We start from the raw sequence: 16,200 nt of genomic DNA, 5'->3' as shown, positions 1-16,200 counted from the left end.
AGTGCCTCACCGTGAGTTTTTTGTACAACATACTTCCTGCTTTTTGTCAAGCTCTTTTACTGGACTGGCGCTCTAGCCCCGACTTTCAAGAAAACCCTAATGCCGAACCCGATGAACTCTGGGAACCCGAGGGTGCAAGCTACTACAACGGCGAACTTATCCTGCAACGCCCGGCAGCGGTGGACACGCCTTGCAACAGTTAGAGCTGCTGGATACCCACCCCTTGTTTACCGGCCGATGTCCCCTGTGTGAAATGACTTATCCCCAATATGAAACGCCGCCTGTTCATTGGGATTGTTCGGCTTGCGGATGGATGGATGATTCGGTTTGAGGCGATGGTCGCGGGGGTTCTGTTTTGATAATGGCTCACGCTATCTGGTCTCTACAGCATTTATGCAGGTAACTTTATTGTGAAGATTTAATGAACTTTATAAAGAACTAGCGTTTTTAAAGTAAGCTAGCTAGTATTTAGGTAGTTTGATTACTGAGCGAGCTTTCCAGTCAAGTTGTTTACTATAAAAGGAAATTTAGTTGTTATGAACAATCTGTACCACAAACTCGCATTTGCCTCTGTTTGCACCGCTTTAGGTTTGGCCTGGGTAGCAAACAAAGAAGCTAAAGCAGCTGTATTTACCTTGACACCCACTACCAGTTATACCGTCGGAGATACGAAGGATCAGGACGGGCTGGGAGACTTATTTTTGGTAGTGAATCTCTTCCTGTAGGAATAATAAAGGGTGAAGGATATAGACACGAATATAGAGCTTTCTACGAGTTTAATCTTGCCAATTTGTTTCTTGCTCCTAATACAGCTATTAGCAGTGCTATTTTTGGGGTTAAGGCTAATTCTATTTCGTCGTATGAGCGTTTTTCTCGGTTGGACGCCTACGGGTATATAGGAAACGGGCAAGGCGATGTATCAGATTTTGGAGCTGGAGAATATTTAGATGGAAGATTTTTGTATAGTGTCATAAATATGAATTCGACAATAAACCCATCGCCAATTTTTTCCTTTAATGTACTTCCATTTATTACTCAGAGAATAAAAAATAACGATACTTTTGCTGGGTTTAGCTTTCGCAACGATAACGAGGAAGCCTATCTCACTCTTAATCAGGAGGCTCGTCTGACAATTATAACCGCTGATATAACCCCTGACGTTGCTGAGCCTGTACCTGAACCGACCACAATCTTTGGTTCAGCTCTAGCCCTAAGCTTAGGAGGATGGCTGAAACGAAAGAATTCAAGTCAGAACAATAAAACAACGCCACAAAGTTAAGCTATCATTTGACACCATTTACGCTGGCAACAAATCAACCTCAAAACGCCCCCTATACCCGTCAGACGGCTCAAATCATATCTTGGCGTTGCTGAATTGAGGTATGATTGGTGCGGTCAAGGGATGTTTTGGTTACCCGATTTGCCTCGTTTGAGGGCGATTGAAATCATAGGATGGATAGGGAACCGGAACATCCCAAAACTTAAGATAATGAATTACTAACCTGATTGAATGTTTAAGCATTTCCACCGACTTAGAATACGCCATGTGTCTTGCGATGAAGTCGGGCTTGCGTAATGTCGTAGTCGCGTATTCTCGCCCTCTACCCTGGTCATGTAAGTTTTACAGATAATTTGATCTCCCTCGGTCATAAACATAGGGTAAACTGGCCATCCATCTGTGATATAAAAGTAACATTTCCAATTGCCAACTAACGCCCATAGTGGCCGAAAAGTTATAGCACTATGAGTTCCCAATACCCACCCTAAAATCCCTGGCTGAAAGTGATTTACTGCCGTCGGTCGCCAAATTTTATTTTTTAAAGGCGAACAAATGTTTCTAGTTCATCAAGTTCTCCCACCAGGGGAATTGTGTCTGGTTCGTAAGCATCAGGGAGCAATTCCCCTACAAGCTATACCCAATTTATAATGCTGGTGTGGTGTACTCATGCAAATCCTCTCAATTGCTCGAAAACCCCGACCATTGACCGACATTTTGAGACATTCACGTTTAACTTCTTCCGAATAACCTTTATGAGGTTGATAGCAATCTATAAATTGTCGGCCACAACCGACACAAATATAATTCTGTTTACCTTTTTTGTGACCATTTTTATTAACATGAGTTGATTGACATTCAGGACATTGCATAAGCTCTGCGTTTTTTGAAGTGTTATTTTTTGGCGCTCGCACTATAAATTTATCATACCCTAATTCAGCAACACCCATATCTTAAACAGTAATGCAGGATAGGTTGCCACTCTACGTATGTCTGCACATTTCCCTTTTGTTGCCTTTTCGCCATTTGGCAGCAGGATGAGTTAGATGGGGATACTTAATTTCCCCATCTCTGACTTGAAACCGCTACGACTCGATCGAGATATAGGTATATCCTGACCTAGCAGTATCAGTTCCAAGTTGTAGATGGGAAATTGGTTATACTATTTTTGAGGTGGACTTGTTCAAATCGCCACACCATTCCCATAAAAAGAGCATCTTCTGGCATAAATGCCCGAATTTTCCGCTTTACTGCTGGAAGAGCCCACGCTTTAATGTTGTGGTCATAATAGCGCCAAGCCCGTGACCAGGAAGCTCATCCCCAAACTGGGCTGGGCCAATAAGAGAAGTGATAGCTCTGACTATCTGGCTTCCATCTTCCTAACCCAGTAGTTCCTAGGATGGTGATGATGCGATCGTCATCCTGATATTTCTCCAATAACTCCTCGCAGTATCTGAAGAAACTAGGGTGGGGCAAGCAGTCATCCTCAAGGACGATCGCTCTATCAACTGTGTCAAAAACCCAGTCTAATCCACTGGCTATGCGTCGTCCGCAGCCTAGGTTGACATCAGCATAATTTTTCATGACTTGGCAATCCCAGTCAACCTACTCAATGATAGACCGAGCTGCCGCGCAGTCCCTAACATCCTCTGGCTGGTATGGGCGAGGTTTGTCAGCCACGACCAAGAGCTGGGGAGGCGGGGCTTGGCGAATCGCTTGAAAAACTTTTTCTGTCGTATCGGGTCGGTTGAAGATGAGGAAAGCAACAAGAGTTTTCATTGACTAGCCTCCTGGTACAACCGTTTGAAAAGAGCTTGAAACGGGGCGAGTCCATATTTACCAACTAATCGGATTGGCCGGATTAGGTAGTAAAGAAAGTGCAGGGGGCGGGGTAGTGGAAGAAACGCCTTGTCTAATGCGTTTGGAGTTATCCAGTAGATTGGATTTAGCCAGTAGAAAACGTAGAAAAATCTATGCAACTGTCCTTTGCTTACGTATAAGTAGTAGAGGGCGGTTGTCCAGAGATAGAAAGGGTGACGTTGAGAGTCTGGCGAGGAGAAAGGATGTCTGCCCAACTGGGTGGCAAGCCACTTGATTAGGGAAACTTGCTTTACGCTTGGCAGAACAGAAGCTGGAACGGGAGCTTTCAATAGGGTGTTAGCCAGCACCAAGCCAAAGTCGAGGATTCGCTCAACTTTCAACCTCCTAGCCTGCTCTGTTAGGGACTCCCAATTCATCTGCGGGTGGGAGCTAATCAGGGCTGCCACGTCACAGAGTCGGCTGAGCCGATGCCAACTTTCCTTCTCTCCCTCTACACAAAATATCAACAGATGAGTTTCCGGTGAAAAGGTTTGTATTCTTGTGCCAGCACAAGATAACGGCTGAAGGTTTTCGAGGAATATTTCTGAGTTGAGCTGGAGGTGCTTCGGTGGGATTCTGTAGTGGAGGTCTACGCTGACCTTTTTTTCCTCATGCCACAGTTGAGCTTGGAAGCAAAGCGCTTCATGTTCGCTGTCATTTAACATGCGATGACCCTGGTTGAAGAGTAGTTCTTTGGCTCTGTGATAGTCCCGCTCTGGAACTAAAATATCCAGGTCACTAATCAGACGCAACGACAGGTTCCCGTAGGCGGAAACGGCGAGGGCAGGACCTTTGAAGGGGATGGCGGGGATAGAGTGGCTCTCGAATAGGTTCAGAAGCTTGAGCAGTTCCTTGGTCAGGAATAGGTTGCGCTGGGCGTTGGTGTGGAAATAGTTCCGTAGCTGAGCTAGGTTAGCCTTGGGAACGGCTTCTGGACAGGTGGTGTTGAGGCTCTGGTACAAGAGCGGTGTTATCCCATGTTGAGCTGCGGTCTGGATTAAATACGCCCAGTCGATGTCTTGCTGGAGCAGAGTTCTAATTCGCTCAGCTATTTCGGAGTCTATGTGGGTTCGGGCACAGCAAAAAAGTAGTTCAACTTCCGATCGAGTAGCCGCTGTCGGTGCATTAGTGGATAGGGAGAGTAAGGTTGTCATCAAGTTTTCACCTGTAATGTTGGGCTTGGGTTTCAAATAAGTGGGCATAGGTGCCGCCTAGTTGCATCAGTTCTTGGTGAGTTCCGCTTTCGGTAATTGTTCCATGCTCCAAAAGATAGATGCGGTCAGCCATTTTGATAGTGGATAAGCGGTGAGAGATGAGGATGGCAGATTGACCTTGGAGCAGTTGGCGGAATTTTTCAAACACCTGGGCTTCAGCTTTCGGGTCTAGGGCACTGGTGGGTTCGTCAAGGACAATAATCTGAGCATCACGTAGAAAGGCTCTAGCTAGGGCGATTTTCTGCCATTGACCAATGCTGAGTTCTTCACCGTCTTCAAACCAATTACCTAGTAAAGTTTCGTAGCCTTTGGGTAAGCTTTTAATTACATCATCTGCCCCGGCTTTTCGAGCAGCTTTTTCAATGTGTTCATCATTGGGGGGTAAGTCAATGTTCCCTAACCAAATGTTTTCATTGGCCGTGAGGTAGTATTTGGCATAGTCTTGGAAGACAATGCTAATTTGTCGGCGGAGGTCGGCGGTGGCTAAGTCTTTTAGGTCAACGCCTTCAAAGGTAATCGTTCCTGCTGTGGGATCGTATAATCGGCACAAGAGTTTGATGAGGGTGGTTTTACCTGCACCGTTTTCACCGACTAATGCCACGACTTCACCGGGTTGAATGGTTAGGGAGATATCTTCAAGTCCTGGGCGGTTACTGCTGGGGTATTGAAAGCTAACGTGATGAAATTGAATGCCTTTTTGCTTGAGTTTGGGAATGGGTTTGGGATGAGACGGTTCGATGACTTTGGGTTTGGATTCGAGGAATTCCTGGAGATTGAAGAGAAACAAATTGTCTTCGTAAAGACCCGCTAGACTGTTTAACACTCCCCTAAGAGCATCTTGTCCGCGCTGAAACGCCTGGTAATACATGACCAGAGTCCCTACAGTAAAAGTGCCTTGAAGGGTTTGGTAAGCGATGAAGGCATAGGAACCATAGACGGCTAGGGTAGCACTGACTTGGGTGACTAATGACTCGAGAGAGCGTTTAGTGGCGATTTGCAGGCTTTCTCGATAGAGTTGCTGGCGTAGTTGGCGAAAGCGACGGCTGAACAGAATACCTAAGTTAAATAACCGAATTTCCTTGGCGTATAGGCTATGGGTGAGCATCCAATGAAGGTATTGGGATTTTCGTTCTGTGGATGTTCGTTGACGTTGCCAGCGATACATCTCTCCTGCATATTTCAAACGCACGAAGACACCGGGGACGGTGGCGATAAACAGAATTGCTGCTAGAGTCCAATCGAACCAGAATAGTAAACCAGTAATTCCAATCAGAGAGATTCCATTCTGACCCACTTGCAACAGGTTGTTTAGAATACTGGAGGGCCGGAAGTAGGCTTGTTGTTGGGCGCGTTGTAGGGTGTCTTGGTATTGGGAGTTTTCGTAAAATTCCAAATCGACTTCAATCGCCTTGGCATGAACAATCCCATACATATAGTCGGTGACAAGCTGAGTTTGGGCTGTGGTGACAAGTTCTGCAATTGAACTGCACACGTTATTAGCTAGGGCGACTATTCCTGTGAGTCCGATGAGTAAGGCGATTTGTTTGAAGCTTGTTCCTTTATCAGGAGTTGCGATGCCTGTGGTTACCGCATCGATGATAACCTTCATTAGGTAGAGTGAGAGTAATGGTAGTATGCTCTGGGCGATTAGGAGTGCTAAGCGAGTACTCGTGCAGATAGGACTGCTTTGCCAAACTAGCTTTAACGCTAGTCCTAGGCGTAGGGCTTGCTGGATTTTGTGTCTTAATTTTGGTGGAGAGGGGGTCAAGGGTTACTCCCAAAGTAGTACTGATGGCAGTTGGTCGGGATAAGCTAGTCTCAGCAATTCGTAGCCAATACCTGATGCACCTTGGAAGAAACCAGGATGAAAAGTCAGGATAGGTCCATAACCAAAATGTCCTTTTTGTTTCGCACGAGCTACGACTTGTGAGGCAATTTGCATAGCATCTTCTAGCAACTCAGGACGAGATAGTTTTCGCGATGCGGTTAATAGGAATTCAACTCGACCCATATTTCCACAGCAGAGATGGTCTATGCTCGTTAGCTTTTGTTGCTTGGTGGTGTTGATAGCTGCTTCAATATCTTGGCGAATTTCAGGAGTATCTAAAATATCTAGTCCACCAAGTCTTGCTAAACCAATTCCAGGAGCGCCATGACACCAGGAACACATACAAAGAGGCTTTTCTTCGGGGAATGATTGTCTAAAGTCTGGCCAATTTCCTTGTTCTGGGATGAAGACGCTGCGTTCGTAGGCAATCGCTTCTTCTGCGGCTTCTAGAAAGGCGGTTTCTCCACTGGCTTTATATAAACGTAGTAAAGCGTAGGCGATTCCTGCTGCTCCGTGAGAAAATCCAGTTAGTGATTTCCCATCTAAAGTTGCCCAAGTTCTGTAGCCTGAATCACTAACTACACGGTTGTTTAATAAATGATTTCCGCAGGCGATCGCCCTATTTAAAACTTCTGGATCAGGAGCGGTATTGTATAAGGCTAATAATCCTAGAATGGCTCCAGCCGCACCAAAAATAATATCGAAATTGTTATCAGTCACAATTAGAGCAGGGGTAATCAATGATGCAATTTGTTTAGCATTCTCTAGGAGTGCTGCTTGACTAAGAAATTCACTAGCGTGAACCAAAGAATAAATAACAGCACTACTCCCCATGCCTCCACCAATACCCGCTTCGGAGATATAAACAGATCCATTTGCTCCCATATTTTGGAGCAGAGGTTGCAAAGCTCCTAAAGTAAGGTTTCTAAAGCCAGCACCTGTGGAGACTTTTTCCAATGCTGCCAAAAATACAGCGAGACCGCAACTACCATCATACAGGTTATACCCCATCGGTTGAAGCTGAAACTTTTGTACCTCTTTGAGGTATTGAGGGGCAAGCCATGTAATGCTACCATCATTTGAACTAATTGCTTTTTTAGCAAGTTCTGTTGCTAAATCAACTGCTTGGTTTACATATTCTTTCTGAGTTAAAGGGAACGCTGAAGTAAAAATCGAACTTGGGTTATCCGACAGTGATAAATTATGAGCATTTTCTGTAGTACGTGCATATAATGCTCCCCGAATAAATGATGTTTGTTGCTCTAAATCATGCTCATTAAGTTGGTTTATACGGGAAATAACGCGATTAAAGCAGGGTTCTGCAAAATAATTTTCAACATTAAAATTGGGATATCCTGTTAAATTATTACTATCTGAACGAGCAGAAAATAATGGAATATCCATTTGCTCTAATGCGTGTTTTTCTGCTTGTAAAAGCGGCCAACATGAAGGTTTTGTATCAGAAGAGAGCATGACCCTACTGAGAATATCAAATTGAATACTCCACTCTGCACCATCTCGCAAAAATTTTGGCTGAAGCGTATATCGTAAAACTGAAGAGTAAGTTGAAGTGTTACGAAAAATAAAACGTACTGGCTGACCAGATAATGACATCAATGGGCTATTTGGAGCTAGGCAAGCTTGGCGATGTATCATTAAGAATTGATACATTTCCTGGAAACCATTGATAATTTCTTTATGAAAATCTTTCAGAGCTAATATTGGTTCATCAACGGAAGTAGTGTTAGATTTTAAGCTTTGGATTTCGGATTTTGGATGAGTGTTCGCACCGGATTCTTTTTTGTTCCTTGTTATGTCTGTGTTGATAGTCTTACCTTCCTGAAATTGGTTGAATTTGTTATTTTGACTGTTACCCCCAAAACCACTAAAATCATAAGCGTAACCTTTTTCCCCCAACTGCCACTGCGGCAAGAGTGCAGTACGCAGTACCGAATGCCACAGTTCCTGATTGGCTAATAATTTAGCTCCTTTAGGCATCTCTGGATTTTCAACATCTCGTACCCAAGGATGCATAAGCGTTTCAAGGTCAACCAATACGGGATGTTCACCACAGGCAATAATGTTTTCGTAGTGTAAATCTGTACTGTCTAAAACGTACACCAAGCACAATAGCATTCCACAACGCTGGTAGTATCGTTTCGTTTCTTCTGGATCTTTGCAAGGTAAAGATTCTATGAATTCAACCCAGCCATAACCAGAGCGTTCAAGTACTTGAAATAACTTGAATTGCAAGGGTAAGCCTTGCTTATTTAACCAGTCCAGCAATTTTATGTAAGCTTTTTCTATACCTATATCTTTTGGCTTATAAACCAATTTTAGCCCTGATTCAAAGCTGACTATCATGACGGAACGACCACCGTGATGCCGATCAGAGATATCGGATTTTATAGCTGTGACTTTTCCTATCTCACGTCCGTCCTGGAAAATTCTCTTAATATCAGATAAGTCCGAGGCTAAGCGAGAAATGAATTCTCCTGTGGCATCAATCCACAAATCAGTAGACTTTGCTACGAGTCGTCCTAAGACAGGGTATTCTTGGAAGAATTTCAGTAGCCCTCCTTGGAGAAAGTGCTTGTAATAATAACGAATGTCTGTTGATTTCCTCAAACGACTTATTAGAGTAGTCTGCCTACTTAGATGGAAAACTGACAGTTCAAACTCCATTGACAGTCCACATAAACTAACTAACCATTTCACGAGACTGCTCTCGACATCTGCATGGGCAGACTCTGAAAGTAGTCCATAATCAGAGCCAACCAAAGCGTTCAACTTTTTTCTAGCTACATAAATAAATGGCAAAAAAATTTTTTCAGATGGTAGCAGTTCTGAATCATATAAAAACGTATTATTATTATTGATATTTTCTAATTCTAATTTTTCGGATTCTAAGCAAGCTAACAAGCATTCATTTAAGGTGTTTATCCAAGGAGGCAACGGATGCTCTTCACTTACGGATACACAAGCAACAGAACGATGAACCTTGCTTATTTCAAGATTGCTCCAAAACAGAAATTTTTCAAATTTATCCCTGTTTCCCTGACCCGTGATTTGACACCATTGTTCGGCTATAATATCAAATACAGCATCATTTTCAAGTACATATTCCCGATCAGAACCAGTGTTAAGCCTTTCTATAATTGTGGTAGCTTTCTCGGCGATTTTCTTAAGTTCTATTTCAGAAAAAACCATGTTAATCTCTTGCTAAATTTATGTTTATATCTTAGTTGTGAAATTTAATTAGGTGTTCTCCTTACGGATGCAGCACCAAGGTGAAAATCCACAAGGAGATTTTAGAGTTTAAAACCAGGTTAACCAGCAAAACGATCCCCATCCTTCACAAGGACGATCGCCATTAGTTCCACAACCACGAACTGAATTACATACTTCTGCATCACCACCAGGTTAACCAGCAAAACGATCCCCATCCTTCACAAGGACGATCGCCATTAGTTCCACAACCACGAGCTGAATTACATACTTCTGCATCACCACTTCCCATACCAGGAGTACCTGAACCAACAACCATTGGCATATTTAGCTTGCTAAGGTGAACGATTGGCAGATCAAAAGTTGTTAAGACTTTGGCTAGTATTATAAAAATGCTGTTAGGACTTTCTGCAAATACTTCAATTTCACTATCTTGAAGTATTTCTTTAATCTTCTCTCTTAATTCTTCCTCAATAACTTTAATCGGATTACTAATCAATTCTCGCTTAAAAACCTCACTTGTATAAGCTTTTACCATTAATTTCACACTGCTTTCCTCATCCAACAAAACATTCCTCTGTTCCTCCAACACCCACCGAGCAACATCCTCATAACTCATCCCCACCGAAGCCTTCAACTCCTCCTCAGAAATCCCTTCATAAGGATTGCAAGGCAATACCATATAAAGAGTATCTTCAGTTTCCTCCAGAACGTTAATCTCTAACTCTTCTGGAAGTTTTACACCCAACTCTTTCTCCACCACCGCTTTAGGATTAGCCACCAACTCCTGCCTAAAGCCCTCATCCTTCAAAGCACGAGTAATCAAATGAATTTCCAAATCTTTTCTAGTCTTCACAGCCAGTTTTGAACCCTGCTGTAGTTGATAAGACCATAAAGGCAGATTAGGTGTTATGCCTTGGGGAGCTTTGTCTTGATTATTCATATTGCTACCTCAATTTTTGTTGAAATTCGTTTTTGTGTTCATGACGTGCGTTTATTCAAGTCAATAAACGCCATTTATCACTCTCATTGCCCTCTATTTCCTGAATTGGCACCGGAATATAACGAGCCATATTCCCCGTACCACCGATCGCAACTCGCCCCTCACTTTCCACCCAAGCATGAGCTGACATCTGCCCTCCCTTATCTCTGGTAAAACCAATGCGAAGCTGAGTTGGATAACCCCGCCGCTCCAGCAACACCTGTGTCGCCAAAGCCTGAGCCAAACATCTTGCTCCTGGTATGTAATGGCTTGCCACCATCACCGCCCAAGCAACTTTGTCCACAGAAGCCTTTTCTGCCTCCTGCAACGTCCTTATTGGTTGAGCTATCCTTGCCAAAAAACGGCGCAAAGTCTCAAATGGCAGCAGTTTCAGCCCCAATCTGATTGCTCCAAGCAACAGTAGAGCGTTGATTAGAAGAACCCGATCGCTCGGTGTCAGGCTTAAGAACTTACGCAGCCGTTTCATGCTTCCCCTCGATTAGCCGTTAGATTTCACTGCCTGGAGTAATGGCAACACCATGCGATCGCACCGTGATGGATCAACGAAGTAATCGGTCAGAAGGGTATCCCGAATTTCGTTTACAGTCTTGGGTTGGTGAACCAAATTCCAGATGCTAGCACCTACAGAATTCAGACCGTTGTACACTCCGGACTTGCGATCGAGAATGACGGGCGCTCCAACCAGCTTGGAGGAAATCTGTTTCTTAGTGGCTACTACGCTTGAATACACTTCAACCATACACTCCACACCCCTAATCTCTTTTTGCTTCGATAGTCTAAGTCTTATAGACGTATGAAGCTAATTAATCGGCTCAAGAAATGAAGGCAGATTGCAACTGCGAATACTCGAATAGCAGTTGCACTGACCTTGTCTTGATATTGACCTTAACCTGAAAAAATCAGATTGCGTTCAATCTTTATAAAACTTTACTATGTGAAGTTTTGCAAATATTTCTTTTCGAGTTGTATTTGAGTTGTATAGGTTTTTTCCGGCCTAAAGGAGCTTTATCGGGCCCTATTTCAGCAGCTTCTGTTTCAATCTCTGATTGGGTTTTAGGTTTTTTCCTGCTAGCTTTTCTTTAATCGATGAAAATTACGGAGTAAGTTTAGTTTCAATCCCTGATAGGGTTTAAGGGTTTTTCCGAGGTTCCTGTTGGCATAGCTCATCCAGTTGTTGCTCGTGTTTCACTCCTGGCGTTGCTGAATCAAGGTATGAATACTGCCGGAACCGGAACATCCTGAAATTTTAGGTAATGTATTAATAATTTAATAGAGTGCCTGAGCATTTCCGCGCACCTAGAATAACAAAGAGTCTTGCGATGTAGTCTTGCCAGATAATGTCTCAACCTCGTATTTTCCCCTTCTACTCGTGTCATATAAGTCTTGCTAATGATGCGATCTTCATCAGGAATAAACATCGGATAGACTGGCCATCCATCCGTGACATAAAAATAGCATTTCCAGGCACTTACCCTGTCCCACAACGATTCAAACGTCTCGTCGGAACTACGATCTCCTAATACCCATCCTAAAATTCCTGACCGAAAGTGGTCAACGGCTGTCCACAGCCAGATTTTGTGTTTTTTTACATAAGTCTGTAATTCATCAAGCTCACCGATTTCTGGCATGACTTCGGGGTCATAAACATCTAATTCCCGTACCGTCACGGGTTCAAGTTTCTGTGTTTGTCCCAACCAGTCTCGAAATTTCTCAGCAACACTTTCAGAAACAGAAACACAGGTTTTGTTCTTGAAAAACACAGAAACGTGTTTTTGTAATCCAAGATATTTAGCGAGAGTAGCCGGTTCGATTTTGCGGCGCTTGTACTCGACAAATTGGTCAAAGAGGTCAGAAACAGAAATGGATTCTTGTTTCTGGGGCTTGTACTTTGTCAGGGAGGGGTCAAAGTTGCCACTGGCCAGGTCGAGTTCGATCGTCCGCGCTTTAATTTCCGCAGCTTTCCGGTTTGGTTTTGTGTCTGGCAGTCCGATCGACAACCAAAATTGCTTCCCGCCCCACGACCACGCCAACCGTAGCCTGCCGAGATTTTGTATCGCAACCTTACCACTTGCCATGTTTTGAGGATCTTAATTCGATCTTACTTGTTGTCTGATTATGGCGGTTTGTGGCGTGTTGTGGCAATAGCTGTATCAAGTGCTGAAATCTCCCAAAAATAATGGAATCCTTAGTGTATAAGGATTCCATCTATCGGAGCGGCGGGATTTGAACCCACGACCCCTACTACCCCAAAGTAGTGCGCTACCAAGCTGCGCTACGCCCCGACAGCTTTAACAGCTTAGCATGGGATTCCCGAAAAAGTCAAAAAACTTTTAAAACTTTTGCCGCCTGCACCAAACCGGGCGCCGCAGCCGCCGACCAAAAACCCTCGCCGCGACGGCCAGAATTCAATATCAACTGCACGCTGTAAGCTTCGGGATAGCCTTCTACCTGCACCCACAGCAAATCGCTTTCGGCTTCAATGGCGATTTTTTCCTCGTCCATTAACTCAGAGGCCATTTGACTGATTGTGGCCGCCAATTGTCCCAACAATCGGCAAAAATCGTTTAACTCAGCCTCCGTGAGTTCGATCGCCCAACCGTCGCCAGCCACCAAACCCTTAAACTCCTGGGCCTGGGGGTTCCACCCCAAACGCCACCCAACACCCGTTTTTATTACACGTTCCACCATTGAGGGATTTTAGATTTTAGATTTTGGATTTTAGATTAGTAGGAATTACCCCTAAATACGAAAGAAACCGGGTTTTTTACCAGTGTTAAAGGCCCGGATGCAGTATTTCCGTAAAAAACCCGGTTTCGGCAGCCCTGAGTATTAAGGTATCAGCAACTTGGCATCTCCGGGCTGGGGTTCAGGTATTGTCGGTGGGTTCGATCGCTGTTGTGTTTCCCCCGCCGTCGGTGTGCGCCCGCGCCCGGAAGTCTCCGTAAAAACATCAACCAAAGCTTGAACCAAAGCATCCCGCTGTGCTCTATTTAAACTTTGAATAGCAGCGCGATCCTGTTCCATCGGATTTGACCGCAAAACGTCGTTTCCGGGATACACACTTTCCACCAAATAATCGGGAGTCGCCCCCAAATAGTCAGCTAAACTCAACTTCCAATCAAAGCGGTAATTGGGCGGCCGTCCTTTGACAAATACGTGATATCGAATCAACCGCCCGATTAAAGTATTGGTAGGATCGACTTTTCCTGTTTCCTTGGAAATGTAGTTATTCTCGATCGGGAAATCCGGCAATTTTTCATACACAAATTTCCACGCATCTTGCACCCTCACTTGCGACGGCGCAGATTGTTGAGCCACCCGCTGCACCGACGCCGACTCAGAACTCCGCAGCAGCGAAGGTTCCAAAGCCGACAGACTCAGTTCGCCCGATTCCAATACCCAACTCAAAAGCGTGAAAATTGCCACACTCAAAGTAACAAACAGAAAACTTAAGCCCAGCTTTAATTTATTCACGGTTTTGACAATTTCAGACATATAATAATTTCATAATCTTACCCGCCAGCAGAGTCCTAGTTTCTAATTTTAGGACTTAGGAAAATAAACCAGGTTCGGAGCATCCCGATTTTGTAAAAAGCGTTTTTTAGTAGTACGAGCGGGACCTTAGCTTGCGTATATAAAACCAACCGGGTTTTTCGCCTAAGCTGTTGCGGCATTTAAATTGTATGTCAAAAAAAAATCAAAGTCTTGTGGGGTGGGCGTCCCGCCCGCCCTGAATATACAATTTATATGCGCGACAGCCTAGGCGTACCAGTCTAGTTTGACAAAGTTTTGAGTTTTGAGTTGACAAAAAATTCGGGCAATTCACCACTCAAAACTCAAAACTCCCGAAGCCTAGATATCTCCGATAATTTCCGGCTGAGTCAGTTCGTCCGACATCTCAAAAATCGCCCGCATTACAGGTTTCATCATTTGATGGTCGTCCATATTGTCAAAATCTTCATAGCGGCGGCGTTTGGCGCGGTTCGCCACCTGTACCGTAATCCGATAGCGGTTGGATGCAGCACCGATCAACTCTTCCGCGCGACGGGTTAGCTGAGTTGAATCGAAGGTTGGACGCTTAACCATGAGACTACCTACTTTATGTAATGTTACATTCTAGTTTAGTATGTCAAGATTCATAATTTATTAACTGAGTATCATTGCTTATGCAGGCAGCAACAGCCTATTCCTTTGGTAACTTGCATCGGGTAACTTCTCATCCCCTCAAATTGGTTGCTTTTGGCGACAGCTTAATCTATGGTTTCGGCGACGGTGTAGGCGGTGGCTGGGTGGAAAGATTGCGGCGCCAGTGGATGTTACCGGAGAGTGCAGGACACGTTTTATACAATTTGGGCGTTCGGGGCGATCGCACCTATCAAGTCGCCCAGCGCCTGGAAAACGAGTTTCGCCAGCGTGGCGAGCTCAGAAACCGCGTCCCGGATGCGATTATTCTTTCCGTAGGCCTCAACGATTCGGCGAGAGTGCAGTCGCCTACCGGGCGCAGCTACACTGATTTTGAACATTTTAAAACTGTTTTGGATAATTTGTTAAACCTGTCCCAACAACTTTGCCCGGTGATATTTGTCGGGATGGTGCCGGTGGATGAAAGTAAAATGCCTTTTCAAGATTGTTTGTATTACAGTCATGCTGACCAATATCGGTATAAAGAGGCAACGAAATTAGCTTGTGAGTTGCGGGGAATTCCCTATTTAGATATTTTTGATAAATGGCTCGATCGGGGCAGTGATTGGTGGCGATCGCGCCTGATTGCAGATGGCCTGCATCCGAATGTAGCAGGGTATCAATCTTTATTTGAAGAGGCGACAAGTTGGGAACCGATCGCAAGTATTAGTCATTAGTCAGTTGTCATTGGTCATTTGTTAGCAGTCATTAGTCATACCATTTCTCTCAATACTTCGGACAGTTTTTGATAAAGAACCGTATATAAGGGTTTCAAGGCTCCAAGGCAAGTTCGCTACCAAGGTCAAATCTAGGGTTTCAGACTACGAACTAAAAACTGTCCGGACTATTGTCCTCTATGAAGTTGCACTTAATCATGACTTAATAAAGTTCAAGTATAATTCCTATATTTTTTACTGCTGCATTATTTGATACATTTTTCTAATGTGCCTTTGCGATCCATCTCAAAACCATGCACATATAGATCGGCAAATTTATAGCGTTGTTCTTTTTCTCGCCACTCAATAATGCCTATTTTGTCCAAAAACGAAACAATTTGTTCAAAATCCAAATTTGCTAAAATATTAGAGCCTGACTCCTGCCATATTTATTGCACTTATTCTTTTGATAAAAAGGCTGACTTTCCCTTAAGCTTATCAAAAAACTTAGTCAAATCAGGATATTCTTCATGATGGGAGTCGGGAGTCGGGAGTCGGGAGTCGGGAGTCGGGAGTCGTCCGTGGGGGAATGTGGAATTATTGACCTTGACTCGATCGTGCCCATACAACCGGAAACGATATTAAACAGAACTTCCCCCGTTTGGGGCCGTTCCGTTGGCTGTATTTTTTTTTGGATATAGGTTTGGGCGATTTGAGCGTTAGACATCTGCAGTCATGTATTGAAGATTTTCTTAGTCTTTGCCTACTACCTCTTGTGAGATAGTGGAATTAAGCAAAAACCCAGCTACATAAGGGTTTCCAGGACTTATAGTCATGTAAAAGATTTTCCAAAAACGGGAAAGTCTCACCCGTATTAATTGGAACCGGAACGATAGCGCGCAGGCGGGGGAAGTTCCGTCTACACTCCAGTCAAGGACAAAGAGCTTATGATA

The 16,200-nt window shown here is 44.0% G+C and carries 15 protein-coding genes, 1 tRNA gene and 3 pseudogenes; 4 read left to right on the top strand and 15 right to left on the bottom strand.

The window, feature by feature from the left end:
- The 3 genes from QUB61_RS25335 to QUB61_RS25325 all read left to right on the top strand — a co-directional run.
- On the top strand, window positions 1-203 hold a 203-nt coding region (locus tag QUB61_RS25335), incomplete at its 5' end, for a hypothetical protein (RefSeq protein WP_333132870.1).
- 333 nt (window positions 204-536) lie between these two features.
- Window positions 537-725 (top strand): hypothetical protein, encoded by a 189-nt coding sequence (locus QUB61_RS25330; RefSeq protein ID WP_333132871.1) that lies wholly within the window; start codon window positions 537-539, stop codon window positions 723-725.
- A 65-nt stretch (window positions 726-790) separates the two neighbouring features.
- Window positions 791-1,279, top strand: coding sequence for a PEP-CTERM sorting domain-containing protein (locus QUB61_RS25325; protein WP_333132872.1), 489 nt, complete (start codon window positions 791-793; stop codon window positions 1,277-1,279).
- 132 nt (window positions 1,280-1,411) lie between these two features.
- Here QUB61_RS25325 and QUB61_RS25320 read toward each other — a convergent pair.
- From QUB61_RS25320 to QUB61_RS25260, 14 genes and pseudogenes are all read right to left on the bottom strand, one after another.
- Window positions 1,412-2,148, bottom strand: a pseudogene (locus QUB61_RS25320) (IS1 family transposase).
- 442 nt (window positions 2,149-2,590) lie between these two features.
- Window positions 2,591-2,860, bottom strand: a complete 270-nt coding sequence (locus tag QUB61_RS25315; protein WP_333132873.1) for a hypothetical protein — start codon at window positions 2,858-2,860, stop codon at window positions 2,591-2,593.
- A 191-nt stretch (window positions 2,861-3,051) separates the two neighbouring features.
- Window positions 3,052-4,290, bottom strand: a complete 1,239-nt coding sequence (locus tag QUB61_RS25310) for a nucleotidyltransferase family protein (protein ID WP_333190169.1) — start codon at window positions 4,288-4,290, stop codon at window positions 3,052-3,054.
- 7 nt (window positions 4,291-4,297) lie between these two features.
- Complete coding sequence (locus QUB61_RS25305) at window positions 4,298-6,118, bottom strand: ABC transporter ATP-binding protein (protein WP_333132875.1); 1,821 nt, start codon at window positions 6,116-6,118, stop codon at window positions 4,298-4,300.
- 3 nt (window positions 6,119-6,121) lie between these two features.
- The gene (locus QUB61_RS25300; protein ID WP_333132876.1) at window positions 6,122-9,388 is read right to left on the bottom strand and encodes a type 2 lanthipeptide synthetase LanM family protein; all 3,267 of its coding nucleotides are present in this window, start codon (window positions 9,386-9,388) and stop codon (window positions 6,122-6,124) included.
- A 202-nt stretch (window positions 9,389-9,590) separates the two neighbouring features.
- The gene (locus QUB61_RS25295; protein WP_333132877.1) at window positions 9,591-10,349 is read right to left on the bottom strand and encodes an NHLP leader peptide family RiPP precursor; all 759 of its coding nucleotides are present in this window, start codon (window positions 10,347-10,349) and stop codon (window positions 9,591-9,593) included.
- Between the two features lie 55 nt (window positions 10,350-10,404).
- Window positions 10,405-10,875, bottom strand: coding sequence for a lasso peptide biosynthesis B2 protein (locus tag QUB61_RS25290; protein ID WP_333132878.1), 471 nt, complete (start codon window positions 10,873-10,875; stop codon window positions 10,405-10,407).
- 12 nt (window positions 10,876-10,887) lie between these two features.
- Window positions 10,888-11,148 carry a PqqD family protein gene (locus QUB61_RS25285; RefSeq protein WP_333132879.1) on the bottom strand — a complete coding sequence of 87 codons (261 nt, stop codon included), beginning with the start codon at window positions 11,146-11,148 and terminating at the stop codon, window positions 10,888-10,890.
- Between the two features lie 466 nt (window positions 11,149-11,614).
- Window positions 11,615-12,097: pseudogene (locus tag QUB61_RS40055) on the bottom strand (IS1 family transposase); the annotation flags it as partial.
- A gap of 198 nt (window positions 12,098-12,295) precedes the next feature.
- A pseudogene (locus QUB61_RS40050) lies at window positions 12,296-12,484 on the bottom strand (Arm DNA-binding domain-containing protein); the annotation flags it as partial.
- A gap of 133 nt (window positions 12,485-12,617) precedes the next feature.
- Window positions 12,618-12,691 (bottom strand) — tRNA-Pro (locus QUB61_RS25275).
- Window positions 12,692-12,728: 37 nt separating this feature from the next.
- On the bottom strand, window positions 12,729-13,097 hold the full coding sequence (locus QUB61_RS25270) for a DUF1818 family protein (protein ID WP_333132880.1): 369 nt from the start codon (window positions 13,095-13,097) through the stop codon (window positions 12,729-12,731).
- Between the two features lie 141 nt (window positions 13,098-13,238).
- Entirely contained in the window at window positions 13,239-13,904 is a 666-nt protein-coding gene (locus QUB61_RS25265; RefSeq protein ID WP_333132881.1) for a hypothetical protein, read from the bottom strand.
- A 357-nt stretch (window positions 13,905-14,261) separates the two neighbouring features.
- Entirely contained in the window at window positions 14,262-14,495 is a 234-nt protein-coding gene (locus QUB61_RS25260; protein WP_293175087.1) for a DNA-directed RNA polymerase subunit omega, read from the bottom strand.
- 80 nt (window positions 14,496-14,575) lie between these two features.
- Between QUB61_RS25260 and QUB61_RS25255 the strand changes: the two genes are divergently transcribed.
- Window positions 14,576-15,268: a GDSL-type esterase/lipase family protein gene (locus QUB61_RS25255; RefSeq protein ID WP_333132882.1), complete on the top strand. Its 693-nt coding sequence runs from the start codon at window positions 14,576-14,578 to the stop codon at window positions 15,266-15,268.
- A gap of 245 nt (window positions 15,269-15,513) precedes the next feature.
- Here QUB61_RS25255 and QUB61_RS25250 read toward each other — a convergent pair whose 3' ends face one another.
- A complete protein-coding gene (locus tag QUB61_RS25250; RefSeq protein ID WP_333132883.1) occupies window positions 15,514-15,660 on the bottom strand; it encodes a hypothetical protein in 147 nt (48 codons plus the stop codon).
- Between the last annotated feature and the right edge of the window lie 540 nt (window positions 15,661-16,200).

It is taken from the genome of Microcoleus sp. C2D2 (assembly GCF_036702495.1).
Taxonomy (GTDB): Bacteria; Cyanobacteriota; Cyanobacteriia; order Cyanobacteriales; family Microcoleaceae; genus Microcoleus.
The sequence above is the reverse complement of the archived record's forward strand: the minus strand, read 5'-3'. Positions and strand labels throughout refer to the sequence as shown.

Bases quoted from the DNA above. Each gene is read 5' to 3' on its own strand.
- QUB61_RS25265 (WP_333132881.1), bottom strand. From the start codon at position 13,904: ATGTCTGAAATTGTCAAAACCGTGAATAAATTAAAGCTGGGCTTAAGT.
- QUB61_RS25255 (WP_333132882.1), top strand. From the start codon at position 14,576: ATGCAGGCAGCAACAGCCTATTCCTTTGGTAACTTGCATCGGGTAACT.
- QUB61_RS25295 (WP_333132877.1), bottom strand. From the start codon at position 10,349: ATGAATAATCAAGACAAAGCTCCCCAAGGCATAACACCTAATCTGCCT.
- QUB61_RS25285 (WP_333132879.1), bottom strand. From the start codon at position 11,148: ATGGTTGAAGTGTATTCAAGCGTAGTAGCCACTAAGAAACAGATTTCC.
- QUB61_RS25260 (WP_293175087.1), bottom strand. From the start codon at position 14,495: ATGGTTAAGCGTCCAACCTTCGATTCAACTCAGCTAACCCGTCGCGCG.
- QUB61_RS25300 (WP_333132876.1), bottom strand. From the start codon at position 9,388: ATGGTTTTTTCTGAAATAGAACTTAAGAAAATCGCCGAGAAAGCTACC.
- QUB61_RS25270 (WP_333132880.1), bottom strand. From the start codon at position 13,097: ATGGTGGAACGTGTAATAAAAACGGGTGTTGGGTGGCGTTTGGGGTGG.
- QUB61_RS25290 (WP_333132878.1), bottom strand. From the start codon at position 10,875: ATGAAACGGCTGCGTAAGTTCTTAAGCCTGACACCGAGCGATCGGGTT.
- QUB61_RS25310 (WP_333190169.1), bottom strand. From the start codon at position 4,290: ATGACAACCTTACTCTCCCTATCCACTAATGCACCGACAGCGGCTACT.
- QUB61_RS25315 (WP_333132873.1), bottom strand. From the start codon at position 2,860: ATGAAAAATTATGCTGATGTCAACCTAGGCTGCGGACGACGCATAGCC.
- QUB61_RS25330 (WP_333132871.1), top strand. From the start codon at position 537: ATGAACAATCTGTACCACAAACTCGCATTTGCCTCTGTTTGCACCGCT.